The organism is Serratia sp. ME47, from assembly GCF_903970925.1.
Lineage (GTDB): Bacteria > Pseudomonadota > Gammaproteobacteria > Enterobacterales > Enterobacteriaceae > Serratia > Serratia ureilytica.
Window position 1 is genome coordinate 34,635 of sequence record NZ_CAJCKE010000006.1, and the last position, 26,224, is coordinate 60,858.

Consider the following 26,224-nt stretch of genomic DNA (forward strand, 5'->3'; position numbering starts at 1 on the left):
TACGGATTTCGCCATGCATTGCACCCACTTCCCCAACGCCCCACGCAGCTTGAAACCGCTGACGCCAGGGCGCCAGGGCAGCCTGCGGCTGATCGCTTTTCCTCATGCCGGCGCCGGCGCCACTGCCTTTCAGGGGTGGAGCCCCTCGTTGCATCAGGACATCGAACTCTATGCCGTGCAATACCCCGGTCGAGAGGAGCGGGCAAACGAAGCGCCGCTCTGTCACCCCCAATCACTCATCAATCAACTGATGCCGGCACTGCAGCCACTGCAGGACAAACCGCTGATCTTTTTTGGCCACAGTCTTGGCGGACGGGTTGCGCTGGCGTTAGCGATGGCGCTGCCTCAGCCGCCGCTGCAGTTGATCATTTCCGCCAGTTCATCGCCCTTCCTGGCGCGCCACAGTTCGTTGCTGAGAATGCCGCGTGCCGCTTTGTTGAACGCGCTATGTGTCGGCGAGGGTCTGGATGCGTCGCTCATCGGCGACAGCGCGCTGCTCGATTACTATCTGCCGCTGATCCGTGCCGATCTGATGCTGTCCAGCCAATTGCTTTTCCCTGAGCAACCGGGTTACCCCGCCCCGCTGGCGATGTTTTATGGTGAAAACGACGAGCTGATCGATCGGCAGGATTTGCTCGACTGGCGCCGGATCGCGCAAGGCGATTTTCAGCAGCGCACTTTTGCCGGCGGGCATATGTATATCACCACGCAGCGCGACGCCGTGATAGCCGGCATTCACCAGTTGCTGGCAGGCCACCTGAGTGAACCGGCCAGCATATAGCCGTCAGGCGTTTTCACTCTCAAGCATCGCCAAACGACGCTCGTTGTGCACCACCCGCCACGCCAACAGCAGCACGCAGAGGCTGCAGAGCGACAGCACGGCGCCCAGGTGCTGCGACAGCCCCGCCAACACCAAGCCACCGCCGAGCATCAGGTAATACATCAGGCCAAGGATGGCGCCGGCGGTGCCCATGCAGTCTTTATAATGGCGCAGCGCGCGCGCCAGAATATTGGGAATGGCGATACCGTACGCCATCACCACCAGCATCATCGGCAGAACGAACCACAAGGTCCCTTCCAGCAGCAGTACCAGCAGGCCGCCGGTCAGCGATAATCCGCAGGCCAGCATCAACAGCGCGGGGAACAGCCAGTGCTTGCCGATCAAAAACTTGTTGATCGCCGCGCCGATACCCACCCCGGCCGCCAACACCAAACCGGTATAACCGAACCACTGTGCCGGCAGCGCCAACGCCGAGAAGTGGAATGGCGCCAGCTGGTAATAGCTGAACATGCAAATATTGAACAACGCCACCAACAGCGCGCTGAGCCAAATATCCCCGTCCTTGACCATCCGTCCCAGCGTGCCGAAAAATGAATTCTTCACCACCTGCTGCGGACGCGTCTCCGGCAGTTGCCAACCGGCATAGCCCAGCAACAGCGCCGCCAACAGCGCCAAACCGCCGAACACCCCCTGATAGCCCCAATAGTGAGTCAGCACTGCGCCGCTCAACACGCCAACCGCCGGGCTGATCGCCATGGCGATCCCCATCACCGAGAACACCCGCGCCAATTCATAACCGTCGAAGCGATCGCGAATCGCCGTTTGCGTCCCGACCGAACCGACCGCCGCGCCAAAGGCGGCCAGCACCCGCGCGGCCAGCAGTACGCTGAAGCTGCCGCTGAACAGCGCAACGAGAGAAGCCAGCAGATAGAGCGTCAGCCCGGCCAAAATGGTGGGACGGCGTCCGATGACGTCGCACATCCGTCCCCATACCACCACGCCCAGCGCAAAGGCGAAAAAGTAACAAGAGAGCGTTTGCGCCGCCATTTCCGCACTGACCCGGAAACCGTGCGCAATATGCGTCAATGCCGGGCTGTAGATGGTCTCCACCACCTGGGGAAACATCATCATCGACGTCGCCAACGTCAGCGTCAGTTTACGTTGCATAACAGATCCTGTAGCCAAGAATAGGCTGCACAAGGTAGCATCTGGTCCCAGCGCCGATTACAATATAAAAGACAATAAATTTACAAAATCGGACAGACTATGGCGTGGCTGCAGGCGCAGGACAGTTTTAATCCGGATACGCTCGACAACGGGGTGCTCGGGATCGCCGCCGAACTGGCGCAGCACGACTCGGGCACGCATTGGCATGACAGGGGGCAGTTGCTGTTCTGTCAGCAAGGCAGCATGCGCATCACGCTCAACCAAAGCATCTGCATGCTGCCGCCGGGCAGAGTCGCCTGGATCCCGCCGCAGGTGGCTCACCGCGTTCAGGTCAACGGCGTCGTCGGTTACCGTTCGCTTTATCTCGACGCCGATCGCTATGCCTGTCTGCCTGCGCAGCTTGCCGTACTGACAGCCTCGCCGCTGCTGCGCGAGGTGTTGGAACGCATCGCGTTCGCCGCCTTCGACACCGACTGGCAGCATGGGCCTTACGCCAATATTCTGGCGGTCTGCCTGGACGAGATCGCCGCCGCGCCGCGCGAACTGACGCTGCTGCCGCTGCCCAGCGACCGCCGCCTGCGCCATCTGGCCAATCTGGACATGCTTCCGCCGCTGCACGAGCTATCGCGCTATAGCGGCGCTTCCGAGAAAACCATCAGCCGGATTTTCCGCCGTGAAACCGGGCTCGGTTATCAACAATGGCGTCAGCAATGGCGCCTGATCAAAGCGATAGAGATGCTGGCCGCAGGGCTGAGCCAATCCGACGTCGCCGGTCGGCTGGCGTTTTCCAGCGACAGCGCCTTCGCCACTTTTTTCAAGAATATGGCGGGCTGCCCGCCGAGGGCGTATATGGAGAGAAGAAAGTAAGACGCCGTTTAAAACGGCAACGCTGACAAAAGGCGTTGATGCAGAGGAGAAAAGCGAGGGGGGAACGGCGCCCCCGCGACAAGCGAGAGCGCCGTTCCGCGACGCCTCTAGCGATAGACGATTTCGCCCTTCGGCTCGTAGGCCGCCGCATCCAGCGGCGAGTGTTTCTCGATGTACTGCTTCAGCACTTCGGCATCGATAAAGCCGGTGTTGACGTAGCTCGGCAGCCCGTCCAGCTTCGGATAGCCGTCGCCGCCCAGCGCGTTGAAGTTCAGCGTCGCCATGCGGTAAGTTTTCTCCGCCTGCAGCGGCTGGCCGTTGATCTTCACCTCGCTGACGCCCTTGCCGTCCGCCACCAGACTGACGTTGGCGAACTGGGCATAGGCGCCGGAATCCGGCTTCATGTTGGCCACCACCGCCAGATACTGTTCAACCTCGCGCCCTTTCATATCGACATGCACCAGCGTGTTGCCGAACGGCTGCACCTTGAGCACGTTCTTGTAGGTGATATCGCCGTTTTCAATCGAATCGCGCACCCCGCCACCGCTCATCACGGCGAAGTCGGCGTCGGCGCGCTCCCTCTGCGCCGCCAGCATCACCCGCGCCAGGTTGGTCTGCACGAAGCGCACCTTGCTGCGATCGCCTTCAAGCTTGCCGTTGACGCTGCCGATCTTCACGCCCAGCTGCGCCTTGCCCTTATCTTGGAACGGCGTCAGCAGCTTCATCATGGTCGGATCTTCCGCAATCTGCTGGGTGTAGTACACGCGCTCGCTGGTGCCGTCGGCTTTCTCCACCTTCTTCTTCAGGTTCACCGGGATCAGCTGATAATGCACCAGCTTCAGCTCGCCGTTGCGGAATTCGAAATCGGCGCGCCCGACGTATTTGCCCCACTCGTGCGCCTGCACGATCCAGGTGCCGTTCTGACGATCCGGCGAGCATGGCGTGCCCGGCACATAATCCGCCTGTTTGCGGTTGTCACCGGCCATGCACACCGGATCCTGCGAGTGGCCGCCGACGATCATGTCGAGATATCCCGCCGGCAGGCTGCGCGCCATCTCCACGTCGCCCGGCGCGTTAGAGCCATGCTCGCCGTTGTCGTAGTGCCCCATATGGGTGGCGGCGATGATCACGTCCGGCTTCTCGTCCTTGCGCAGTTGCTCCACCACCTGCTTCGCTTCCTGCGCCGGCACGCGGAACTCCATGTCGGTGAAGTACTCCGGATTGCCTATCTTGGCGGTGTCGTCGGTCGTCAGGCCGATCACGGCAATCTTGATACCCTGCTTGTCGAACAAGGCGTAAGGCTTGAACAGGCGCTGGCCTGTGCTTTTCTGGTAGATGTTGGCGGACAAGAGCGGGAAGGTCGCCCACTTCTCCTGCTGGCGCAGCACGCTCAGCGGGTTGTCGAATTCGTGGTTGCCGATCGCCATCGCGTCGTAACCCACCAGGTTCATGCCGCGAAAGTCCGGCTCGGCGTCCTGCAGATCCGATTCCGGCACGCCGGTGTTGATATCGCCGCCGGACAGCAACAGCACGCTGCCGCCCTGCGCCGCCACTTCGCGGCGAATGCCGTCCACCAGGGTTTTCTGCGCGCCCAGACCGTATTCACCGTGATCGTTCTGCCAGAAGTGACCGTGATGATCGTTGGTATGCAGAATGGTGATGGCGTAGGTCTTATCCTTTTCCCAGGCACTGGCGGCCCCCGACAGCAGCGTCAGGGATACGGCCAACGCGCATGCGGTGGTTTTCAGCGAAAAACGCATGGCGGATCTCCGTGTATTAAATGGCTTTTATGATGAGGGCGAAATTGTAGCGCGAATTAATGACAGCTGATTTCAATTTTTTGCGATGTGAGTCTGATTATTTCAGATATGGTAAAAATTGAACGCCCTGCCTAAGATGTCATCTCTGTGCTCAACAACTTATCAGGCTAATAATAATATGACCGACAGTAGCCAAAGCGCGATGCCGCCCGCCAAGGGCAGTACGGTAAAGAGGACCGCTTTCTCCATCCTCGGCGCCATCAGCGTGTCTCACCTGCTCAACGATATGATCCAGTCGCTGATCCTGGCGATTTACCCGATCCTGCAAGCCGATTTCCACCTCAGCTTCGTGCAGATCGGTATGATCACCCTGACCTATCAGCTAACGGCTTCCCTGCTGCAACCGCTGATCGGCTATTACACCGATAAACACCCGCAGCCTTACTCACTGCCTATCGGCATGGGCTTTACCCTGTCCGGCCTGCTGCTGCTGTCGGTGGCGAACACCTTCCCGCTGGTGCTGCTGGCGGCGGCGCTGGTGGGCACCGGCTCATCGGTATTCCACCCGGAATCCTCGCGCGTGGCGCGCATGGCCTCCGGCGGACGACACGGCCTGGCGCAGTCGCTGTTCCAGGTCGGCGGCAACTTCGGCAGCTCGCTCGGCCCGCTGCTGGCCGCGCTGATCATCGCGCCTTACGGCAAAGGCAACGTCGCCTGGTTCACGCTGGCGGCGCTGCTGGCGATCGTGGTATTGCTGCAGGTCAGCAAGTGGTACCAACATCAGCATCGGGCGGCGAAAGGGCAGCCGAAAAGCCCCGCAATGCTGAAACCGCTGCCAAAACGTACCGTCGCCTACTCGCTGGGCATTCTGCTGGTGCTGATTTTCTCTAAATACTTCTATCTGGCCAGCATCAGCAGCTATTACACCTTTTATCTGATACATAAGTTCGGCGTTTCGGTGCAGAATGCGCAAATTCACCTGTTCGCCTTCCTGTTCGCGGTGGCCGCCGGAACCATCATCGGCGGGCCTCTTGGCGACAAGATAGGGAGAAAATACGTTATTTGGGGCTCAATCCTTGGCGCAGCGCCATTTACGCTTATTTTACCCCATGCATCCCTGTACTGGACCGGCATTTTGACGGTGATCATCGGGGTTATTCTCGCCTCGGCGTTCTCCGCCATCCTGGTCTACGCACAGGAGCTGATCCCCGGTAAAGTCGGCATGGTTTCCGGTTTATTCTTCGGTTTTGCTTTCGGTATGGGCGGGTTAGGTGCGGCAGTTCTTGGTTATGTCGCCGATTTGACCAGTATCGAGCTGGTCTACCAAATCTGTGCTTTCCTGCCGCTGATCGGCATTATCACCGCGCTACTGCCCAATATGGAGCATAAACCGCAATAACCCCGCGAACCGCCCGGATGAAATTATTTATTCATCCGGGTTATCCTACGGATAAATCAATGTTATTTGGTTTATCTGGCACAAAACTCCCTCATTGCCGCGCCTTAAGCGAAATCCTCTGCTTTTTTACAAAAAAGGCCAAATTAGCCAAGCAAGCCGCGAACAAATGCAATAAACTAAATGTATCTTTTCGTAACTTTGTTGCGTTTCTCCCGTGCCGCGATGCATAGCCAGAAGGAGTATGGATGCATAATTCAACACCGCTCATCACCACCATCGTCGGAGGGTTAGTACTCGCCTTCCTCCTCGGTATGCTGGCGAACCGCCTGCGCATCTCACCCCTGGTGGGATATCTGGCCGCAGGGGTGCTCGCCGGCCCGTTCACCCCCGGTTTCGTCGCCGATACCTCACTGGCGCCGGAACTGGCGGAAATCGGCGTTATCCTGTTGATGTTCGGTGTTGGCCTGCACTTCTCTTTGAAAGACCTCCTCGCAGTAAAATCTATCGCCATACCCGGCGCCGTGGCGCAGATAGCCGTCGCTACCCTGCTCGGCATGGGGCTGTCCAAGCTGCTCGGCTGGGATCTGATCTCCGGCCTGGTGTTCGGCCTCTGTCTCTCCACCGCCAGCACCGTGGTGCTGTTGCGCGCGCTGGAGGAGAGGCAATTGATCGACAGCCAGCGCGGGCAAATCGCCATCGGCTGGCTGATCGTCGAAGATTTGGCGATGGTGCTGACGCTGGTATTACTGCCCGCCTTCGGCAACATGCTGAGCAACGACAACGCCAGCAGCAGCCAGCTGCTGATGGAACTGGCGCTGACCATCGGTAAGGTCATCGCCTTCATCGCGTTGATGATCGTGGTCGGCCGCCGTTTGGTGCCGTGGATCCTGTCGAAAACCGCCAGCACCGGCTCGCGCGAGCTGTTCACCCTGGCGGTATTGGCGCTGGCGCTCGGCATCGCCTACGGCGCGGTGAAGCTGTTCGACGTCTCCTTCGCGCTGGGCGCCTTCTTCGCCGGCATGGTGCTGAACGAGTCCGAGCTGAGCCACCGCGCGGCGCACGACACCCTGCCGCTGCGCGACGCGTTCGCCGTGCTGTTCTTCGTCTCGGTTGGCATGCTGTTCGATCCGATGATCGTGATTAACGAACCGCTGGCGGTGCTGGCGACGCTGGCGATCATCGTGTTCGGCAAATCCGCCGCCGCGTTCCTGCTGGTGAAAATGTTCGGCCACTCCAAGCGCACCGCGCTGACCATCTCCGCCAGCCTGGCGCAGATCGGCGAGTTCGCCTTTATTCTGGCGGGCCTCGGCATCGCGCTCGGCATGATGTCGGAACACGGGCGCAATCTGGTGCTGGCCGGCGCCATTCTGTCCATCATGCTCAACCCGCTGCTGTTCACCCTGCTGGAGCGCTATCTGGCCAAAACCGAAACCATCGAAGAGCAAATCCTCGAAGAGGCGGTGGAAGAAGAGAAGCAGATCCCGGTGGACATGTGCAACCATGCGCTGGTGGTCGGCTACGGCCGCGTCGGCAGCCTGCTGGGCGGCAAACTGGCCGAGGCGGGCATTCCGCTGGTGGTGATCGAGAACTCCCGCCCGCGGGTGGAAGCGCTGCGCGAACAGGGCATCAAGACGGTGCTGGGCAACGCCGCCAATCCGGAAGTGATGGATCTGGCGCGGCTCGACTGCGCGCGCTGGCTGCTGCTGACCATCCCGAACGGCTATGAGGCCGGCGAGATCGTCGCCTCGGCGCGCGCCAAGCGGCCGAACATCGAGATCATCGCCCGCGCCCACTACGACGACGAGGTGGCCTACATCACCGATCGCGGCGCCAATCAGGTGGTGATGGGCGAACGGGAGATCGCTAACAGCATGCTGAACATCCTGCAGCTGGATACCCTGAGCGAAGAAGAAAAAATGGGGGGCTGCCCGATCTGAGGCACCGCGCATTAAAAAAGGTCCGGCATGCCGGACCTTTTCTTTTTCAGCGGGTTAACGCTCCCAATAGGACTCTTCCAGGCTGTCTTCGCGCTCCGGCAGGCCACGAGTGAGACGCGGCGAATGCTGGTTCAACACCTGGTAGCTGACGCGGTTGGCGTATTTGCACACCTGCGCCAACGAAGAGTATGTCAGGTAACTGCGCACGTGCTTGCTCGAGTTCGGCACGTTGTGGCGGTGATAACCGTTGGCGGCGATATCGTGCAGCAACGCCGACAGCGCGCCGTCGCCGGCGCCGTTGGTGTTCATGATCTTCTCCGGCCCGCCCATATACGGCGCGATGTGCGAGTAAACGCGCAGCGGATGGTCACAGTGTTCGCGACGCATGGCGCGGCTGAACTCGTAGCGGTTGAACTCGGCGATATGCCCCGGCAACAGCGGGTGCTGGGTCTGACGCTTGTTGGCCTCTTCGGTGTAGCCCGCCATATACAGGCCGTTCGGCCCGGCGGTGCACAGCACCAGATCCACCCACTCCAGCGCCATGTCCGAGGCGGTCAGCGGATCGCTCAGCCCGGTCAGCTCCAGCGCTTCGTCTTCGTTCATCGCCAGAATGGTCACATTTTCCTTCAGGAAGTCGCGCCACCACTGCGGGTTGTCGGCGATCACGTACTTGGTGCCCAGGGTCAGCACCACCGGCACATCGTGCTTTTTGGCGTATTCGATCGCCTGCAGGGTAGCCTCCTTTATCGGCTCCCCTTCCTTGCAGCGCACCAGATAAGAGCTCAGCACCAGCGCCGACGCGCCGGCGATCACCTCTTCAGGGATGCTTTCCGGGCGCAGCTGGTTCATCTGGCCGGGGTTGATGGCGAAGGTGCGCTCGCCGCTTTCGCCGATCAGCGTGAAACAGCGGCCGATGGCGCCGTCAACGCCCTGCAGATAGTTAAGATCGGTGCGGCTGGAGGTATTGCACAGATAACGGTAGGCGTAGCTGCCGATTTTCACGTTGCTGCACATCACGCCGAGCAGCACCGAGCGGTCGTCCGCCAGCACCGAATAGTTGTGCATGGTGTTGCCGATGGTGCCGCCGGCGAACTGATGGGTGACCAGGTTGTTTTCATTCAATTCCTGATACAGCGCCTCGGCGACGTCATCTTCGATCACCAGAGAGTGGCCCAGGCTCAGGCCGTAGCGCTGGACAAAAGCGTCGTCCACTTTCGCCTCGATATCCACCAGCGTCTGGTCGATGCCGACGATATACGAGGTGCTGATTTCACTTTCGGGCTGGGCCTGCTGCAGAAGCGGATCGCGGGCGCTCACCGGGAAATAGTGTTTGGACTTGCGTTTACCAGGAAATTTCATGTGATTGGTGGTGGTGGCGGTTTAACAAGCGGAGAATGTTAACACATCCCCGCCCGATCACGATGCACCTAATAGACAGATTATGGATGATTACAGACGCTGCGCCACCAACTGCTGCATCATATCGATATGCGCCGGCTCGTCGTTCAACGCTGAGATGTATTCAAACTTCTCGCCGCCGGCCTTAAGGAAGATCTCGCGGTTCTGCTCTTTAATCTCTTCCAGCGTTTCCAGGCAGTCCGCCGAGAAACCGGGGCAGAGCAGCTGAATGTGCTTCACGCCCTGCGCCGGCAGCCCTTTTAGGGTCTCATCGGTATACGGCGTCAGCCAAGGCTCGCGGCCGAAGCGCGATTGGTACGTCATCATCACCCGCTCCGGCGCCAGCGGCAGCGTGGCGCTCAGCGCTCGCAGCGTATCCTCGCAGCGCTGCGGGTAGTCGTCGCCCAGCCGCGCATAGCGCTTGGGGATGCCGTGGAACGACAGCACCAGCCGATCCGGCTGGCCGTGTTCGGCGAACGAACGCTCCACGCTTTGTTGCAGCGCGGCGATATAGGCTGGGTGTTCGGCGTAATCGCGAATGAAGGCCACCGACGGCAAGCGGCGATAGCCTTTCAGCACCCGGGCTACGCCGTCCCATACCGCCGCGCTGGTGGAACAGGAATATTGCGGATAGAGCGGCAGCACCACCAGGTTGGTCACGCCCTGCGCCAGCAGCTTGTCGATGGCTTCCGCCAGGCTCGGCGAACCGTAGCTCATGCCCAACTCCACCGGCGTATTCGGCATGCGCGCCGCCAGCGCCCGCTGTTGGCGGCGGCTGTACACCAGCAGCGGCGAACCCTCTTCCATCCACACCGACTGATAGAGTTTCGCCACGCGCGGCGAGCGGATCGGCAGGATCGCGCCGTTGAGGATCGGCCACCAGATCAGCGGCGCCGTGTCGACCACGCGATCGTCACTGAGGAATTCCTTCAGATAGCGTTTGACCGCCGACGAGGTCGGCGCATCTGGCGTGCCCAGGTTCACCAGCAATACGCCGTGTTTCTCTTGCTTCATCTCAGTTCCCCTCATTTCCTTTCCGGCCGGCATTCCGTTCTGGGTCGGGATGTCAGCAGCCATTAATGCCGGCTATTGTAACGGAAAAGTCCTGCGTCGAAACCGATAACAGCAACAGGCTATGCCTGTGGGCTTCTTCCTTGCGCCAGCTGCCATACCGCCGCCACGTTGCGCGCCGTCACCTGCAGATTGCGATCGGCGTCCGCCAGCGCGTCTTCCAGCGTCACGATGCGATCGAGCACCGAAAACGCCGCATCGATGCCGTGTTGATGCACCACCGAATAATCCGGCGTCAGGCTGCCGGCGATGGCGATCACCGGCACGCCGTGACGCTTGGCCACCCGCGCCACGCCGATCGGCGTTTTGCCGTGAATCGACTGGCTGTCCAGCCGCCCTTCGCCGGTGATCACCAGATCGGCATCGCGCACCGCCTCATCCAGGCGCAGGGTTTCAGTGACAATCTCGATGCCCGGCCGCAAACGCGCGTTGAGCATGCCGAGCAGCGCCGCCCCCATGCCGCCCGCCGCGCCCGCCCCTGGCTGGGCCAGCACGGCGCGGCCGGTTTCCCGTTCCAGCAGTTCGCCGTAGTGATGCAGCGCCGCATCGAGCTGCGCCACCATCTCCGGCGTCGCCCCTTTCTGCGGCCCGAATACCGCCGACGCGCCCTTTGCGCCGCACAGCGGGTTATCCACGTCGCAGGCGGCGGTTACGCTCACCCGCTGCCAACGCGCGTCCAGTCCGGCGAGATCGAGGTGCGCCAGCTGCGCCAGCGCCGCGCCGCCCATTGGCAGCGGGTGACGAGCCTTATCCAGCAATTTAACGCCCAGCGCCTGCATCATCCCGGCGCCGCCGTCGTTGGTGGCGCTGCCGCCGATGCCGAGAACGATCGCCTTCACGCCGCGATCCAACGCCGCCAGCATCAATTCGCCGGTGCCGTAACTGGTGGTAATGCGCGGATCGCGCCGGTTGGGCGGCGCCAGATGCAGCCCGGAGGCGGCGGCCATTTCAATCACCGCGGTTTCGCCGTCGCCCAACAAGCCATAGAACCCCTGCACCGGATCCCCCAGCGGGCCGGTGACCGTCACCTGAACGATTTCACCGCCGGTGGCCGCCACCATCGACTCCACCGTCCCTTCACCGCCGTCCGCCATCGGCAGCTTCACGTAGTGCGCCTGCGGGTAAATCTGACGGAATCCCCGCTCGATGGCGTCGGCGACGCCGAGCGCGCTCAGGCTCTCTTTGAAAGAATCCGGGGCAATAACCACTTTTTTCAGCGTTTTCATCACTGTTCCTTATCCCGCCAGGTTAAATACGCCAAACATCAGCGCCGAGATTGCCGCGATGGTGAACCCCACCAGCGTTTCATACGGCAACAGTTTGAGCCGCTCGTGCACCGCCATATTGACGCTGCCGCCGGTGGCGTGGAAGAAGCTGCCGTGCGGCAGGTGATCCAGCACCGTGGCGCCCGCATGGATCATCGCCGCGCCGGCCAATCCGCTCACCCCCAGCTCAAGCAGCGTGGAGCTGAACACCCCGGAGGCGACGGCGGTGCCGGCGGTGGTCGAGGCGGTCGCCATCGACATCAGCGCGCCGGACAGCGGCGCCAGCAGCCAGGCCGGCAGCCCGGTGTGCGTCAAACCTGTAATCAAGACATCCTTCAGCGCCGAGTTGGCGATAATGCCCGCCAGCGTGCCGGTGCCGAGCAGCATGATCGCCACCGGCGCCATGCGCGACAGGCCGGAGACCATAAACTGATTGCACTGACGAATGCGCCCCATCAGCAGCGCGCCCGCCAAACCGCCGGCCGGCAGCGCGATCAGCGGATCAACGGCGATACCGGCGATCGGCCGCAGCGACAGCAGCAGGATCGCCACCAGCGGCGCGCTGATCGCCGCAGCGAAGCCCGGCCGCGCCCCTTCGGCATGCTGAGTCAGCTCTTCAGCCATCACCCTGCTACCTTTATCGCTCAGGCGACGCGCCAGCAGATAGGCCACCACCAGGCCGCACAGCCCCGGCACGATGCCGGCCATCATCACCGAGGTGAGCGGCACGTGGAAGTTGTCCGCCGCCGCGATGGTGTTCGGGTTGGGCGACATCACGTTGCCGGCCTTGCCGCCGCCGATCATCGCCAGCAGGATCGCCGCACGAGAAATGCCGGCCTTTTGGGCGATCGACAGCGCGATCGGCGCGACGGTGATCACCGCCACGTCGATAAACACCCCCACCGCCGTCAGGATCAGTGTAGCCACCGCCAGCGCCAGCAGCGCGCGGGTTTCGCCCACCTTGCGTACGATAGTTTCGGCGATGGTGTGCGCCGCGCCGGATTCGATCAGCACCCCGGCCAATACCCCCGCCGCCAGAATGCGCATCACGGCGTTGGTGATGCCCTGCGCCCCGCCGATCATCAGCGTCACGGTCTGCACCAGATCGGCGCCGCCGCACAGCCCGCCCGCCAGCGCGCCGGCAATCATGCCGTAAGCCGGTGGAACCTTGCGTAGAATCAGGACGATGGCGACGGCTAACGCCACCAGCGCCCCCAGAGTGGATACGGTTGTCATTGTTGTTTTCTCCGTGGTTGATGTGCAGGCCAACATATCCCGCGCGCCCGGCGTTGGCCTGAGGGGAAACAACAAAAAATCGCCGAAGGAACGGCGCGGAATTTGTGGGTTGGCACAACTCAGTCGTGCATCAGCATGCCGATATACAACCGCAGAGAGTCAGTTAATTGATTGATTTTCATGCCGGTTATGGCTTCGATGCGCTGCAGGCGATAGCGCAGGGTATTGACGTGAATATGCAGCTGCGCGGCGGCCTGCGTCTGATCACAATTCTGCGAAAAATAGTGGCGCAGCGTGGCGCGCAGCACGCCTTTTTCATCCTGTTCGCCCAGCGTCCGCCAGGGACGCCCCAGCTCTTGCGCTCGCCAGTCCTCCCCGAGATCGCACAGCAGCGACGGCAGCGGATAGTCGTGGTAGAACAGCGTGGCGTGGCGCAATTTCAGGCGCTGCGCCATCGCCTGGGTGGCGCGCGCGGTCAGGCTGGAGCGGTAGGCGCTTTGCGGATCGTCGTAGAAACCGCCGACGATCAGCCGCACCCGAAAGCGATGCTTTAGCTGGTTTTGCAAACGCTGCGCCTGTTGGCGCTCCAGCTTCAGGCTCCACTCGCCTTGCGCCATGCTGGCCGGGCGCAGCAGGGTCATTTCATTGAAGCCGGTAATGGCGATCAACGCATCGCGCTGGGTGGCCTCCAGCTCAGCCAGCAGTTCGCGCAGCAGGTGCGGCTGCGCCTCTTGCAGCTCGACGATCCAGACGATGCGCGCCTGGCGCAGATCCAATCCCAGATACGCCGCCATCGCTTCCAGCGACGCCGTGTTCGGCTGCGGCTGCAACAGCTGGTTCGCCAGCTCTTCCCGGTAGCGTTTTTCCCACTGGTGCTGATCCAGCAGCGCCGCCTGCTCCACCATCATCTCCGCCGCCATTTTGACCAACTCGGCGTAGGCGCGCACCTCGGCCGGCTCGCCGGAAATGCCGATCACTCCCACCCGCTGATTGCGAAAGCTGAACGGCAGGTTGATGCCGGGCCGCACGCCCTTCAGGTGTTCGGCGGTGGCGCGATCGATTTCCACCACCCGATTCTCCGCCAACGCCAGCACCGCGCCTTCATGACGCTGGAACAGACGCTGCGGGTTGCCGGAGGCGATGATCACGCCGTTGCTGTCCATCACGTTGACGGAATGGCTGATGATGCCCATCGCCCGCTGGACGATCTGGCGCGCGGTGGCTTCCGCCAGAAGTTTGGTCTGTCTGAGCATGCCGGCTCCCTGCTGAGGATGAAAACGCAGGCTTGTTATACGCCATTTGGCGCGGGCGATTAACGGGCACGGCCGCAACAAGCCGCCGCGATCACAATTTGGCGGGAAAACGGCAAAAAAAAACGCCGGGCCACAGGCCCGGCGTCATGCACAGCCAGCTTGCTATCAACCGAGGATAGTCGCCAGCTCTGCGCTCACTTCGGCCACCTTGCGGGTGCCGTCGATTTTGCGGTATTGGGTGTTGCCCGCTGCCGCTTCTTTGCTGTAGTAAGAGATCAGCGGCGCGGTCATCTGATGGTATTCCACCAGGCGCTTGCGCACGGTCTCTTCCTGATCGTCCTTGCGCGTGGTCAGCTCTTCGCCGGTCACGTCGTCTTTGCCTTCCACCTGCGGCGGATTGAACTTCACGTGGTATACGCGGCCGGACGGCGCGTGCACGCGGCGGCCAACGATGCGGTCAACGATCAGCTCGTCCGGCACGTCGAACTCCAGCACGAAGTCCACGTTGATGCCGGCTTCTTTCATCGCGTCAGCCTGCGGAATGGTGCGCGGGAAGCCGTCCAACAGGAAGCCCTTGCGGCAATCTTCCTGAGCGATGCGCTCTTTGACCAGCGCGATCACCAGCTCATCGGTCACCAGCTTGCCGGCGTCCATGATCTCTTTCGCCTGCTTGCCCAGTTCACTGCCGGCCTTCACGGCTGCGCGCAACATATCACCGGTGGAGATTTGCGGAATGCCGTATTTCTCCATGATGAATTGAGCCTGAGTACCTTTACCAGCGCCCGGAGCGCCCAGCAGAATGATACGCATTGCGTAAATCCCCTTGCTATGTAGTTTTTATAAAATTGCGAAAACGCTCAACGATACCATTTCAGGGGGGGCAGGCTCAAGGCGCGCGAAGGAAATCGATTGCGGAACATGCAAAAATTCAAGCGAACAAAAGAGGGGAAAATGCAGGGAAAAACAGGAAATGCGCCCCTAACGGTGCCGTTAAGGGCGCATATAATCAACTTCAGGCGGACAGCAACTTGTTCATGCGGCGGATGAACAGGTTCGGATCCTCCAGCGTGCCGCGTTCAGCCAACAGCGCCTGATCCAAAAGCAGGTCGATCCACTCGGCGAAATGTTCGTTATCGCCCACGTCGGATGCGCGTTTGACCAACGCATGCTCAGGATTAAGCTCGAAAATGTACTTCACTTCCGGCGCCTGCTGGCCCGCAGCGGCGAACAGCTTGGCCATCTGGGTGCTCATCTCGTCGGCGTCGGTCACCACGATCGCCGGCGTATCGGTCAGGCGGTGCGTCAGACGCACATCCTTCACGCGGTCGCCCAGCAGGGTTTTCACGCGTTCGATGAACGGTTCCAACTGCTTCTCGGCCGCCTTCTGCTCTTCGGTTTCATCCGCCAGTTTATCCAGCGTTTCATCCGCCTTGCTGACCGACTGGAACGGCTTGCCGTCGAACTCGGTCAAGTAGCTCATCATCCACTCGTCGATGCGATCGGACAACAGCAGCACTTCGATACCTTTCTTGCGGAACAGCTCCAGATGCGGGCTGCTCTTGGCGGCGGCGTAGCTGTCGGCGGTGATGTAGTAAATCTTTTCCTGCCCTTCCGCCATGCGGCCGACGTACTCTTCCAGCGACACGGTCTGCACCGAGCTGTCGCCGTGGGTGGTGGCGAAGCGCAGCAGTTTGGCGATCGCTTCCTGGTTGCCGTTGTCTTCCGCCGGGCCTTCTTTCAGCACCAGACCGAACTGCTGCCAGAATTTCTGGTAGCCTTCGGCGTCGTCTTTGGCCAGCTTATCCAACATCTGCAGCACGCGCTTGGTCAGCGCGCCGCGCAGGTTCTGCGTCACGCGGCTGTCTTGCAGGATCTCGCGCGATACGTTCAGCGGCAGATCGTTGGAATCGATCAGGCCGCGCACGAAGCGCAGATAGTTCGGCATGAACTGCTCGGCGTCGTCCATGATGAACACGCGCTGCACGTACAGCTTCAGGCCGTGCTTGTGATCGCGGTTCCACATGTCCCACGGCGCCTGCGCCGGGATATACAGCAGGCTGGTATATTCCTGCTTGCCTTCCACCCGATTGTGGCTCCAGCTCAGCGGATCGGTGAAATCGTGGGCGATGTGCTTGTAAAACTCTTTGTACTCTTCGTCGGTCACGTCAGCCTTGCTGCGGGTCCACAGGGCCTGCGCCTTGTTGATCTTCTCCCAGGTGACGGTGCCGTCTTCTTCATTCTTGCTTTCGATCTCCACCGGCAAGGCGATGTGATCGGAATATTTGCCGATCACCGAGCGCAGGCGCCAGGCGTCGAGGTACTCATCTTCGCCTTCGCGCAGATGCAGGGTGATTTCGGTGCCGCGGGTTTCTTTGGTGATGTCGGCGATGGTGTAGTCGCCTTCACCGGCGGACTCCCAGAACACGCCCTCGTCATCGGCGGCGCCGGCCGCGCGGGTGCGCACGGTCACTTTGTCCGCCACGATGAACGCCGAGTAGAAACCGACGCCGAATTGGCCGATCAGTTGGCTGTCTTTCGCCTGGTCGGAACCGATGGATTCCAGAAACGCTTTGGTGCCCGATTTGGCGATGGTGCCGAGGTTTTCGATCACTTCTTCGCGGCGCATACCGATGCCGTTGTCGGCAATGGTCAGGGTGCGCTGCTCTTTATCGAAGGACAAACGCACGCGCAGCTCGCCGTCGCCGGCATACAGCTCCGGCGCGGACAGAGCGCGGAAGCGCAGCTTGTCGGCGGCGTCAGAGGCGTTGGAGATCAGCTCGCGCAGAAAAATTTCTTTGTTGGAGTACAGCGAATGGATCATCAAATGAAGCAGCTGTTTTACTTCAGACTGGAACCCGCGGGTTTCTTGACCTTTCATACTCATTGATTACCTCAAAGACAATGGCTACCAAAATCGAACAATGAGGATCAGATGAGGGTCAGGGTCTTGTTTTTCAAGCGGACGGCGGGAAATTTTTGGCAAAAAACAATGGGGCCGGGCGGCCCCATCCGGGAAAACATCAGAACTTGATGGCGTGGCGTCCCGCCAGCGAATGCGACAGCGTGGTGCCGTCGACCATCTCCAGCTCGCCGCCCACCGGCACGCCGTGGGCGATGCGGCTGGCGAGCACGCCATACTGGCCACACATCTCGGCGATATAGTTGGCGGTCGCCTCCCCTTCCACCGTCGGGTTGGTGGCGAGGATCACTTCGGTGATGCTTTCCTTTTCCAGCCGTTGCTCCAGGCGATCCAGACCGATATCGCCCGGCCCGATGCCGTCCAGCGGCGACAGATGCCCCATCAGCACAAAGTAGCGCCCGGCGAACTGGCCGGTCTGCTCGATGGCGTGGATATCCGCCGGGCTTTCCACCACGCAAATCTGGCCGTTTTGCTGGCGGCGCGGATTGGCGCAGATGGTGCAGACGTCCTGCTCGGTGAAGGTGCGGCAGTCGGCGCAGTGGCCGATCTCCGACATCGCGCGCGTCAACGCCTGCGCCAGGCGCATGCCGCCGCTGCGATCGCGCTGCAGCAGCTGAAACGCCATGCGCTGAGCCGATTTCGGGCCGACGCCCGGCAGGCAGCGCAGCGCCTCCATCAGGGATTCAAGGAGCGGGCTGGTTTGCATCAGAACGGCATCTTGAAGCCAGGCGGCAACTGCATGCCGCTGGAGACGGAGGCCATTTTCTCTTTCTGGGTCTCTTCGATGCGGCGCGCGGCGTCGTTAAACGCAGCGGCGATCAGATCTTCCAGCATCTCTTTGTCGTCTTCCATCAGGCTTGGATCGATTTCCACGCGGCGGCAGTTGTGCGCGCCATTGATGGTGACTTTCACCAGGCCGGCGCCAGATTCGCCGGTCACTTCCAATTTGGCGACTTCTTCCTGCATCTGCTGCATTTTTTCTTGCATTTGCTGGGCTTGCTTCATCAGGTTGCCCAGACCGCCTTTACCAAACATAGTCGTCTCTCGTCGCTAGGGCCGCGCACATCGCGCAGCGTTTAAAGGGGGCGAATACTCTCTTCATCCAGATCCGCGTCGAAGAATCGGCGCAGCGTCTGAATGTTGGTATCCGCTTCGATGGACTGGCGCGCCTGCGCCAGCTTTTCCTCATAGATGGCTTGTCGCCATTCCAGCGGGGTGCGCTCCGCCGGATTATCGTCCTCCACCACGGTCAGCTCGATCGGGCTGCCGTACAGCTCACCGAGCGCGTCGGCCAGCGTCTTCTGCGCCGAAGGCGAATTCAGATGGCGCTGCGAAGACCGCAGATGGAGGCTAATCTTGCCCGGCTCCGGCTGCTGCTTGAAGGCGTTCAACGCCAGCTGCTGCACCAGTTTCGGGATCTTCAGCTTATCGATTTCCGCCGCCCAGGCGTCGCGCTCCAGCGACTCCACCACCAGCTTGGCGGCCAGCTCCGGCGTTTTCTCGTGCTCCAACGCCGTGCGCAGCGCTTTCGGCGTCGCCAGCGGTTCCGGCGCCGCCTCGGGCTCGGTCTGCGCGCGCCAACGATAGGCTTCCGGTTTCGCCGGTTTTTCCGGCACCTTCTTCTCCGCCAGGCGCTGCTGGCTGCGCTCGGTCACGGAAGCCAAACGCCCCAGCGCCGAGTTTGCCGGCCGCGCTATTCCTGGCGCCGCCGGCTCATTCTTTTTTGGTGTGGATGCTCCCTGCTGCCGTTGCAGCTGGGACCGCGCTTTCAACAGCTGGGCGGTGGCATCCGGTAAAGGGGTCGATGATTGTCGCTGCGGCGCGGCCGGCTGCCCTAGCGGCGGCGGCGCGTCCTGAAACTGCGGCGGCTGTGGCGATGCGGCCTGCTGCGGCTGCGCCATCGGCGTCGGCGCGGTCTGCACCAACGCCACCGGCTCCGGGATCACCGCTTTCGGGTGAAACGCCAGCGCGCGCAGCAGGGTCATCTCAACCCCCATGCGGCGATCCGGCGCATAGGCCAGCTCTTTGCGGCCCACCAACAGCGTCTGGTAATAGAGTTGCACATCGGCCGGCGGCAGGGTGCGCGCCAGCTCACGCAGCCGTTGTTCCACGGCGGCGTAGTGGTTGTCGAGCATCGAAGGCAGCAGTTGCACCATCGCAATGCGGTGCAGCAACGCCAGCGTCTCCACCAGCAGGTTTTCCCAATCCACGCCGCGCGAAGCGGCCTGCGCGACCTGCGCCATCACCTTTTCACCGTCGGCGCTGACCAGCGCTTCGAGGATCGCCAGCGGCTGCTCGTCATCGAGCGTACCGAGCATCTGGCTGACGGTGGCGGCGGTCACCTGCCCCTGCCCCATGGCGATCGCCTGATCGGTCAGGCTCAGCGCATCGCGCATGCTGCCGTCGGCGGCGCGCGCCAGCAGCTGCAGCGCGCGGGCGTCGCTGGTGATCTGCTCCGCCGTCAGCACCGTTTCCAGCTGCTGGCGGATCTGATCGACGTCCAGCGCTTTGAGGTGAAACTGCAGGCAGCGGGAAAGAATGGTCACCGGCAATTTTTGCGGATCGGTGGTGGCCAACAGGAATTTGACGTGCGGCGGCGGCTCTTCCAGCGTCTTCAGCAACGCGTTGAAGCTGTGGCGCGAGAGCATGTGCACTTCATCGATCAGGTAGACCTTGAAGCGGCCGCGCGCCGGCGCGTACTGAACGTTGTCCAGCAGATCGCGGGTATCTTCCACCTTGGTTCGGGAAGCGGCGTCGATCTCGATCAGATCGACGAAGCGCCCCTGCTCGATCTCGCGGCAGTTGTCGCATTGGCCGCACGGCGTGGCGGTGATGCCGGTTTCACAGTTCAGGCCTTTGGCCAGCAAGCGGGCGATGGTGGTTTTCCCCACGCCGCGCGTGCCCGAGAACAGATAGGCGTGATGGATCCGCCCCAGCGAGAGGCCGTTGGCCAGCGCGGTCAGGACATGTTCCTGGCCGACCACGTCTGCGAACGTTTGAGGGCGCCACTTACGGGCGAGAACCTGATAGCTCATTAATACCGGAGAAGTCGAGTAATCTGGAGGGTCATGCTAACACAGCCCCGCGGCAATCCGCGAGGCCGTTGTGCCCAAGGGGCGATGCCGCATCAATGACCGGCGAAGTCCACCAGGCAGTAGCAGTCGATGCCCAGCTTGTTCAGACGCGCTTCTCCGCCCAGATCCGGCAGGTTGATGATGAACGCGGCGTCTTTCACTTCACCGCCCAGACGGCGGATCAGTTTGGTGGTCGCTTCAATGGTGCCGCCGGTCGCCAGCAGATCGTCCACCACCAGCACTTTGTCGCCCGCGGTGATGGCGTCGGTGTGGATCTCCAGCTTGTCGGTGCCGTACTCCAGCTCATAGCTTTCGCTGAGCGTGGCGCGCGGCAGTTTGCCCGGTTTGCGCACCGGCACGAAACCGACGCCCAACGCTAACGCGACGGGCGCGCCGAACAGGAAACCACGCGCTTCGGTACCCACCACCTTGGTCACGCCCGCTTCGCGATAGCGCTCAACCAGCAGCTCGATGCTGGCGGCGTAGGCCAACGGGTTTTCCAGCAGGCTGGTCACGTCGCGGAACAGGATGCCCGGCTTCGGATAATCCGGGATGGTTTTGATACTGTCTTTAATAAACTGAAGCTGCTGCGCAGTAGCGGTCATAATTGTTGCCTGATAAAACTGCCTGAAAACCGGCGCGCCGCTCACCCGCCGCCCCCGGGTGAAACACACCGGAGAAAAAATGGCAGGCGATCCGCGCACGAAAACGCCCAAATCTATGCAAACTGGCGGACAAATGCAACTCTCCCCTGCATCTTTCACCCCACAGCGTTGTTGACCGCACGCATTACTTACCTAAGTAAGCTCCCGGGGATGCCTGCGTTTGTCGCCTGGCTGCGGCTTGAAAGCTATTGAGGAGTTTAAGGTACAATCAGCGCTGTTTTTGTTGCGGCAGATCAATAACCGGCAGGCGCAGCATAAAGGTCAGCAAAATGGCCAACATCAGCAGCAACAGCCCGCGCACCCACCAGATTTTCACCAGCCACAGCGAACAGGCGAAGGTCAGCACGATCACCAGCACCGCTTTCCACTTCGCCCCCGGCGGCAGCGCGCGATGCTGCTGCCAATGGCGCAGATAAGGGCCAAACCAGGAACGGTACAGCAGCCAGTGATGAAAGCGCGGCGAAGAGCGGGCGAAGCACCAGGCGGCCAACAGCAGGAACGGCGTGGTCGGCAACAGCGGCAACACCACGCCCAACGTCGCCAGCACCACCGCCAACCAGCCCAAAATGATCAATAACCCACGCGTCATGCGATTCTTCGCTCCTCAATCGGTTGCGGCTTACTGTAGCATCGGCGCCGCGCCGGCGGAATATGCATGCGGCGCTTGTTTCAGGACGGCATCGCGGGCAAGCTTACGCCTGTTGAAATCAAGAGGGAGCTTATGTGAGCACTCAGCGTCTATTACAGGTGTTGGCACAGCAGATCGCGGCGCTGGCGGCCGAAGTCAGCCCGCGCGGCGACGCCCCGATCCCGCAGGCGCGGTTCGACGCCGCCCTGTTCGCCAACCGCGGCACGCGGCTGCGCGACTACCTGGCCGAAGTGGAGAAAAACTTCGCCCAGCTGCAAAACGCCGCTAACGACAGCCGCGCCAGCCAGGTGGCCTTTCTGGCCGAAAAACTGGTGGCTCAGATCGCCGCCCTGCAGCGCGAGCTGGCGACCCAGGCGCTGCGGCGCAAAAATCAGCCGAAGGAAGCCCCCGAGGTCGATCTCTACCACAAGCTGGCCGAGCATCAGGATTACGAACGCCGGCTGATCGCCATGATTCAGGATCGGGAAAGCCTGCTGGGGCGCCAGACCACGCTGGCGGCGCAGCAAAAGCTGCAGCACGAGCTGGCGGCGCTGGAGGGGCGGCTGATGCGCTGTCGTCAGGCGTTGGCGCGCATCGAGCGCAATATCGAGCGCAAAGAAAACGGTTTTTGAAGATTTATCACAATATTTTAATGATTATTCCCCGGTTGCGCGCCGGGTTCACTATACTCTGCCGATACCCGAGTTATTCATCCCATTAATTAAATAAGCGCAGGTGCTATGTCTCTGGAAAACGCCTCACCCGAACTGCAGCTGGCGGTAGACTTGATTTACCTGCTGGAATGCAACGAGATCGATCCGGCCACCGCGCTGGCGGCGCTGGATATCGTCAAACGGGATTATCAGGAAAAGCTGCAGCGCGCCGGCGTCACCTCTCCCTATCTGCCTGCCGGACAGTAACCGGGGACAGCGCCGCTGTCCCTTTCGCCTCTCATTGCTTATCCGCCGCCGTCTGGCCGCCGTCGTCCGGCGACAGCGTTCTTTTCACTTCCTGCACTTCGTTGCCCTGCTGGTTATGCAGATACACCTCCAGCTGGTTGAAGGCGATGTCGATGCCGTTTTCCCGGCACAAGCGGTCGATTGAGCGATTCAGTTCGTCCACCGTGTAGCTGCGATCGCGCAGTTCCCGCACATAGAGCCGCAGTTCGTGATCCAGCGTGCTGGCGCCGAAGTTGAGGAAGAACACCTGCGGTTCGGGATCGGTCATCACCCGCGGGTTGTCGTGCGCCGCCTGCAGCAGCACCTTTTTCACCTTGTCGAGATCGGAGCCGTAGGCCACGCCGACCTTGATCAGCACGCGGGTGATGGTATCGGACAGCGACCAGTTGATCAGACGCTCGGTGACGAACGCCTTGTTCGGAATGATCACCTCTTTGCGATCGAAGTCGGTAATGGTGGTGGCGCGAATGCGGATCTTGCTGACCGAACCGGAGAAGGTGCCGATGGTGATGGTATCGCCGATGCGGATCGGGCGTTCGAACAGAATGATCAGGCCGGAGACGAAGTTGGCGAAGATCTCTTGCAGGCCGAAACCCAGCCCGACCGTCAGACCGGCGGCCAGCCATTGCAGTTTGTCCCAGGATACGCCGAGCGATCCCAGCGCAACCACGGCGCCCACGGCGGTAATCAGGTAAGTGAGCACGGTGGTGATGGCGTAAGACGCCCCCTGCCGCAGTTGCAGCCGCGACAGCACCACCACCTCCAGCAAACCGGGCAAGTTGCGGGTGAGCACGTAGGCGACAATCACTGCGGCGATCGCCACCATCATGTTGCCCAGCGTCACCGCCTGCGACACGCTGCTGCCCGCCACGGTGCTGGTGTAATGCCACAGCGTGATGCTGTCCAGATAAGCGATGACCGTCACCAGATCCGACCAAATGGCGTAGAAGGCGCTGGCGAAGATGGCGAACAGCACCAGGGTGGTCAGGCGCAGCGACTGCTGGTTGATCTGATCGAGCGCCAGCGGCGGCTCTTCCACCACCGGTTCGCCGCCTTCGGCTCCTTCTTTCGCCACGTTTTGCCGCCGCGCCAACGCGCGCCGGTAAGCCAGACGCCGCGCCGCCACGCTCAGGCCGCGCAGCGCGGTCAGGTATACGATATTCCACAGGAAAAACAGATACAGGCTGTCTATCCAGCGGCTGGCCAGCCGCAGCGTGGTATAGAAGTAGCCGGCGAACATCAGCCCCAGCAGGATCAGCGGCGTGGCGGCCAGTGCGGTGACCACCACCAGCCGCACGGCATGCGAGCCTTTTTCACGCCAGCTGTCGCGGCACAGCGGGAACACCAGCACCGTGAGCAGCGCCAGCGTCAACATCACCACGATCTGGCCGATCACGTCTTCCACCAGACGCAGCGGCGCTTTCTCGCCCAATACCGACCAGAAGATCAACGGCTGCAGCGCCAACCCCAGCCGCAGCGTCTGACGGCGGTAATGCGCGCACAGGTTGGCGCCGAAGTTGAAATGCCGCTCGGCGATGCCGCCCGGTTTCAGCATGCGATAGCTGAAGCCGAACACCAGCCACGACAGCGCCAGCTGCTGCGACAATGCCCATATAAAGTCGCTGATGCCGAAATCCGCGCGATACATCCAGAAACCGACGCCGAGGAGTAACGCGGCGCCGGGCAACACTTTCAGCAAGGTCAGCGCGATGGCCTTCGGCGTGTGCAGTTGGCCGTCGCGCTTAAGTTGCCCCACGTCGTTGGCCAGCTTTTGCAAATGGCCGTCGATCAGCCGGTAGCGCCAGCGCAATACCCCGATCGCCAACAGCATCGGGATCAGGAACACCAGCGCATTCAACCCGCCCTGCACCAGCTTGCCGCCGTCGAATTTGAGATCGAGCCCGGCAATCTGATCGCGCACCGCCTCCGGCATCGCCTTCAGCCACGCCAGATCGACCGGCTTGTTGCTGTTGACCCAGAAAATCTGCTGGGTCAGCGTATCTTGCAGAGAACCGTAAACGCTGGTCAGCTGCTGCTGATTGATCTGCAGGTTGATCGACAGCGACAGCTGGTTGCTGAGCTGCTTGTTCAGCTGATCCAGCAGTTCACGGCGCATATCGACGATCTCGTTTAACGCGTCGATCACCTCCGGGCCGGCCTTTTCCTTGCTTTCGGCCACCAGCTGGTTGATGTAATCCTCTCCCTTGAACAGATCGTCGCGTTGCTGATTGATATCGAACTGCTCCAGCCGCAAATCGGCGATGCGCGTGTCCATATCCGCCAACAGCGTGCCCTGCGGCAGGCTCTGCTGCTGCTGATACAAGATGCGCGACAGCACCAGGCTGCCCTTCAGCACCTGGATCTGTTCTTTCAGGTTACGCTCCGCCTGCAGCCCGCGGTCGAGCCAGTTTTTGACCCGAATGTTCTGCTGGAACAGGGTGTTGCTCTCTTCGGTGGCGGCGATCAGCCGCTGGCTCAGTTGGCGGTTGACGTCCAGCTGTTTGCTGACCAACAGATCGTGCTGGATATCGGTGGCGTCTTCCGGGTTTTGCGCCTCTTTGGCGGTCTTTTCAGACAGCGTCAAACGTTTGCTGTTGACGATCTCCTGCAGCAACTGCACCGAGCGATCCAGCGCGTCGATATGCGCCGTGGTGTAATCACGCTGTTTTTGCAGCAGATCCTGCAGCGTGGTATTGGCTTCCAGACTTTTGCGCTGCAGCTCAAGCTGTGCGTTGAGCAACGCCTGCTCGGTGGTCAGCATCACCTGCTGGCTGTTGCGCAGCGAATCTTGTCCCGGCGTCTGGCCGCTGAGCTGGCTGCGGATTTCCTGCAGGCGCTGCGAAGCGGCGTACATGGTGCTTTGTACTCGTTCAGGCTGGGTTTGCAGCGACACCAGTTGGCTGTTGTAAGTAGAGAGGCTCTCCTGCGCGCTTTGCAGCTCGTCGAGCGTTTGATACAGCCGGCTTTCCAATTGGCGCAGCGACAGCGGCAACAGCGCGGCGCGCGCCGCCGCATTGTCTACCGGCCGCTTCAGCGCATCCAGTTCGGCGGTCACCTGATTGAGTTTCGCCGGCGCCTGCTGCACCTGCTGTTTAAGCTGTGCGGCGTCCTGCCGATTGCGCTCGATGGCGTCCAGCAGCTCCAGCGTGCGGGTTAAATCCTGTTGGGACAGCTTTTCGACCGGCGTCAGGGCTTTTTGCTTGTTCAGCGCTTCCAGCTGGCTTTGCACTTCGCTGCGCTGCGGCAAATCGCCGTTCAGCGCCGCCTGCACCGGCGAGCTCAGCGCGCAAATCAGGAAAAGGAGTGTCGCGGCGGCGATGCGCCGCCGGCATGCGCCGACAAACGAGCGCGGCGTCAGAGAGGGCAGAGTCAACCAGCGATGCATGATTTAGCTTCGGATCGGTTAAGAAGCCTGAAGATTATCACGATCGCCGGCGGGCAATGAACAACAAAAACGTTGCCGATGATGTCCCGTTGTCGCGAAATCAGAAAGTGAGCACTTTCTCCGCCGCCAGCGTCCACTGCGCCAGTTCGACCAGCGTGCCGATCTCCACGCCGTCCGCCAGCGGCAAGCGGCTGACGCCGCGCGCGTCGGCGCAGGTCTTGCACAGCTTGACCGGCACCTGCTGCGCGGTGAGGATCTCCAGCATCTGCTGCAGATGGTATCCTTCGTGCGGCTGCTGTCCTGCCAGCCCGGCCACCACCGCGTCGGACATCAGAAACAGCCGCAGGTCGAGACTGCTTTGCTGCTCTTTCAGCGCGATGGCCAACCGCAGCGCATTGAACAAGGATTCATGGCCATAGGCGGCGCCGTTGGCGATGAGAACAACTGATGACATGAAAT

The 26,224-nt window shown here is 61.4% G+C and carries 22 protein-coding genes and 1 other annotated feature; of the genes, 6 read left to right on the plus strand and 16 right to left on the minus strand.

Features of this window, described 5'->3' with window-relative positions:
- The first annotated feature begins 13 nt into the window (after positions 1 to 13).
- Positions 14 to 781, plus strand: coding sequence for a thioesterase II family protein (locus H7A77_RS08685; RefSeq protein ID WP_182074065.1), 768 nt, complete (start codon positions 14 to 16; stop codon positions 779 to 781).
- Positions 782 to 784: 3 nt separating this feature from the next.
- On the opposite strand, the gene H7A77_RS08690 is transcribed toward H7A77_RS08685, so the two are convergent.
- Positions 785 to 1,948 (minus strand): multidrug effflux MFS transporter, encoded by a 1,164-nt coding sequence (locus H7A77_RS08690; RefSeq protein ID WP_164057368.1) that lies wholly within the window; start codon positions 1,946 to 1,948, stop codon positions 785 to 787.
- Between the two features lie 99 nt (positions 1,949 to 2,047).
- Here H7A77_RS08690 and H7A77_RS08695 point away from each other — a divergent pair, with 99 nt between their 5' ends.
- Complete coding sequence (locus tag H7A77_RS08695) at positions 2,048 to 2,815, plus strand: helix-turn-helix domain-containing protein (RefSeq protein WP_047025742.1); 768 nt, start codon at positions 2,048 to 2,050, stop codon at positions 2,813 to 2,815.
- A 107-nt stretch (positions 2,816 to 2,922) separates the two neighbouring features.
- Here H7A77_RS08695 and ushA read toward each other — a convergent pair whose 3' ends face one another.
- Complete coding sequence (gene ushA, locus H7A77_RS08700) at positions 2,923 to 4,575, minus strand: bifunctional UDP-sugar hydrolase/5'-nucleotidase UshA (protein ID WP_182074066.1); 1,653 nt, start codon at positions 4,573 to 4,575, stop codon at positions 2,923 to 2,925.
- A 178-nt stretch (positions 4,576 to 4,753) separates the two neighbouring features.
- Here ushA and H7A77_RS08705 point away from each other — a divergent pair, with 178 nt between their 5' ends.
- Positions 4,754 to 5,974 (plus strand): MFS transporter, encoded by a 1,221-nt coding sequence (locus H7A77_RS08705; RefSeq protein ID WP_033651115.1) that lies wholly within the window; start codon positions 4,754 to 4,756, stop codon positions 5,972 to 5,974.
- Between the two features lie 245 nt (positions 5,975 to 6,219).
- Entirely contained in the window at positions 6,220 to 7,911 is a 1,692-nt protein-coding gene (gene ybaL, locus H7A77_RS08710) for a YbaL family putative K(+) efflux transporter (protein ID WP_182074067.1), read from the plus strand.
- Between the two features lie 54 nt (positions 7,912 to 7,965).
- Here the strand turns inward: ybaL and H7A77_RS08715 are convergent, their stop codons facing one another.
- The 12 genes from H7A77_RS08715 to H7A77_RS08770 form a co-directional block, all read right to left on the minus strand.
- Positions 7,966 to 9,270 (minus strand): inosine/guanosine kinase, encoded by a 1,305-nt coding sequence (locus tag H7A77_RS08715; RefSeq protein WP_099783768.1) that lies wholly within the window; start codon positions 9,268 to 9,270, stop codon positions 7,966 to 7,968.
- A gap of 90 nt (positions 9,271 to 9,360) precedes the next feature.
- Complete coding sequence (gene hemH, locus H7A77_RS08720) at positions 9,361 to 10,323, minus strand: ferrochelatase (RefSeq protein ID WP_108680249.1); 963 nt, start codon at positions 10,321 to 10,323, stop codon at positions 9,361 to 9,363.
- A gap of 119 nt (positions 10,324 to 10,442) precedes the next feature.
- The gene (locus tag H7A77_RS08725; protein WP_072628265.1) at positions 10,443 to 11,606 is read right to left on the minus strand and encodes a glycerate kinase; all 1,164 of its coding nucleotides are present in this window, start codon (positions 11,604 to 11,606) and stop codon (positions 10,443 to 10,445) included.
- A 9-nt stretch (positions 11,607 to 11,615) separates the two neighbouring features.
- A complete protein-coding gene (locus H7A77_RS08730; RefSeq protein WP_042783808.1) occupies positions 11,616 to 12,881 on the minus strand; it encodes a GntP family permease in 1,266 nt (421 codons plus the stop codon).
- A 119-nt stretch (positions 12,882 to 13,000) separates the two neighbouring features.
- Complete coding sequence (locus H7A77_RS08735) at positions 13,001 to 14,134, minus strand: sugar diacid recognition domain-containing protein (RefSeq protein WP_089191266.1); 1,134 nt, start codon at positions 14,132 to 14,134, stop codon at positions 13,001 to 13,003.
- A gap of 165 nt (positions 14,135 to 14,299) precedes the next feature.
- The gene (gene adk, locus H7A77_RS08740; RefSeq protein ID WP_004940261.1) at positions 14,300 to 14,944 is read right to left on the minus strand and encodes an adenylate kinase; all 645 of its coding nucleotides are present in this window, start codon (positions 14,942 to 14,944) and stop codon (positions 14,300 to 14,302) included.
- Positions 14,945 to 15,146: 202 nt separating this feature from the next.
- Positions 15,147 to 17,012: a molecular chaperone HtpG gene (htpG, locus tag H7A77_RS08745; protein ID WP_164489252.1), complete on the minus strand. Its 1,866-nt coding sequence runs from the start codon at positions 17,010 to 17,012 to the stop codon at positions 15,147 to 15,149.
- Positions 17,013 to 17,154: 142 nt separating this feature from the next.
- Positions 17,155 to 17,760, minus strand: coding sequence for a recombination mediator RecR (gene recR, locus H7A77_RS08750; protein ID WP_004940263.1), 606 nt, complete (start codon positions 17,758 to 17,760; stop codon positions 17,155 to 17,157).
- On the minus strand, positions 17,760 to 18,089 hold the full coding sequence (locus H7A77_RS08755) for a YbaB/EbfC family nucleoid-associated protein (RefSeq protein WP_004940264.1): 330 nt from the start codon (positions 18,087 to 18,089) through the stop codon (positions 17,760 to 17,762). The genes recR and H7A77_RS08755 overlap by 1 nt, the downstream gene beginning before the upstream one ends.
- A gap of 41 nt (positions 18,090 to 18,130) precedes the next feature.
- Entirely contained in the window at positions 18,131 to 20,089 is a 1,959-nt protein-coding gene (gene dnaX, locus H7A77_RS08760) for a DNA polymerase III subunit gamma/tau (protein ID WP_047025747.1), read from the minus strand.
- Positions 18,734 to 18,798 (minus strand) — a sequence feature (DnaX frameshifting element). (Overlaps the previous gene by 65 nt.)
- A 92-nt stretch (positions 20,090 to 20,181) precedes the next feature.
- Entirely contained in the window at positions 20,182 to 20,733 is a 552-nt protein-coding gene (gene apt / locus H7A77_RS08765; protein WP_019454166.1) for an adenine phosphoribosyltransferase, read from the minus strand.
- 268 nt (positions 20,734 to 21,001) lie between these two features.
- On the minus strand, positions 21,002 to 21,382 hold the full coding sequence (locus tag H7A77_RS08770; protein ID WP_016928835.1) for a DUF454 family protein: 381 nt from the start codon (positions 21,380 to 21,382) through the stop codon (positions 21,002 to 21,004).
- Between the two features lie 134 nt (positions 21,383 to 21,516).
- Between H7A77_RS08770 and priC the strand changes: the two genes are divergently transcribed.
- A complete protein-coding gene (priC, locus tag H7A77_RS08775) occupies positions 21,517 to 22,053 on the plus strand; it encodes a primosomal replication protein PriC (RefSeq protein WP_033642112.1) in 537 nt (178 codons plus the stop codon).
- Between the two features lie 108 nt (positions 22,054 to 22,161).
- Positions 22,162 to 22,341, plus strand: coding sequence for a pleiotropic regulatory protein RsmS (gene rsmS, locus H7A77_RS08780; protein ID WP_016928837.1), 180 nt, complete (start codon positions 22,162 to 22,164; stop codon positions 22,339 to 22,341).
- 31 nt (positions 22,342 to 22,372) lie between these two features.
- On the opposite strand, the gene mscK is transcribed toward rsmS, so the two are convergent.
- Together mscK and H7A77_RS08790 are read right to left on the minus strand one after the other, a co-directional pair.
- Positions 22,373 to 25,765, minus strand: coding sequence for a mechanosensitive channel MscK (gene mscK, locus H7A77_RS08785; RefSeq protein WP_182074068.1), 3,393 nt, complete (start codon positions 25,763 to 25,765; stop codon positions 22,373 to 22,375).
- Positions 25,766 to 25,865: 100 nt separating this feature from the next.
- On the minus strand, positions 25,866 to 26,219 hold the full coding sequence (locus H7A77_RS08790; protein ID WP_042783805.1) for a DsrE/DsrF/TusD sulfur relay family protein: 354 nt from the start codon (positions 26,217 to 26,219) through the stop codon (positions 25,866 to 25,868).
- Positions 26,220 to 26,224 lie beyond the last annotated feature (5 nt).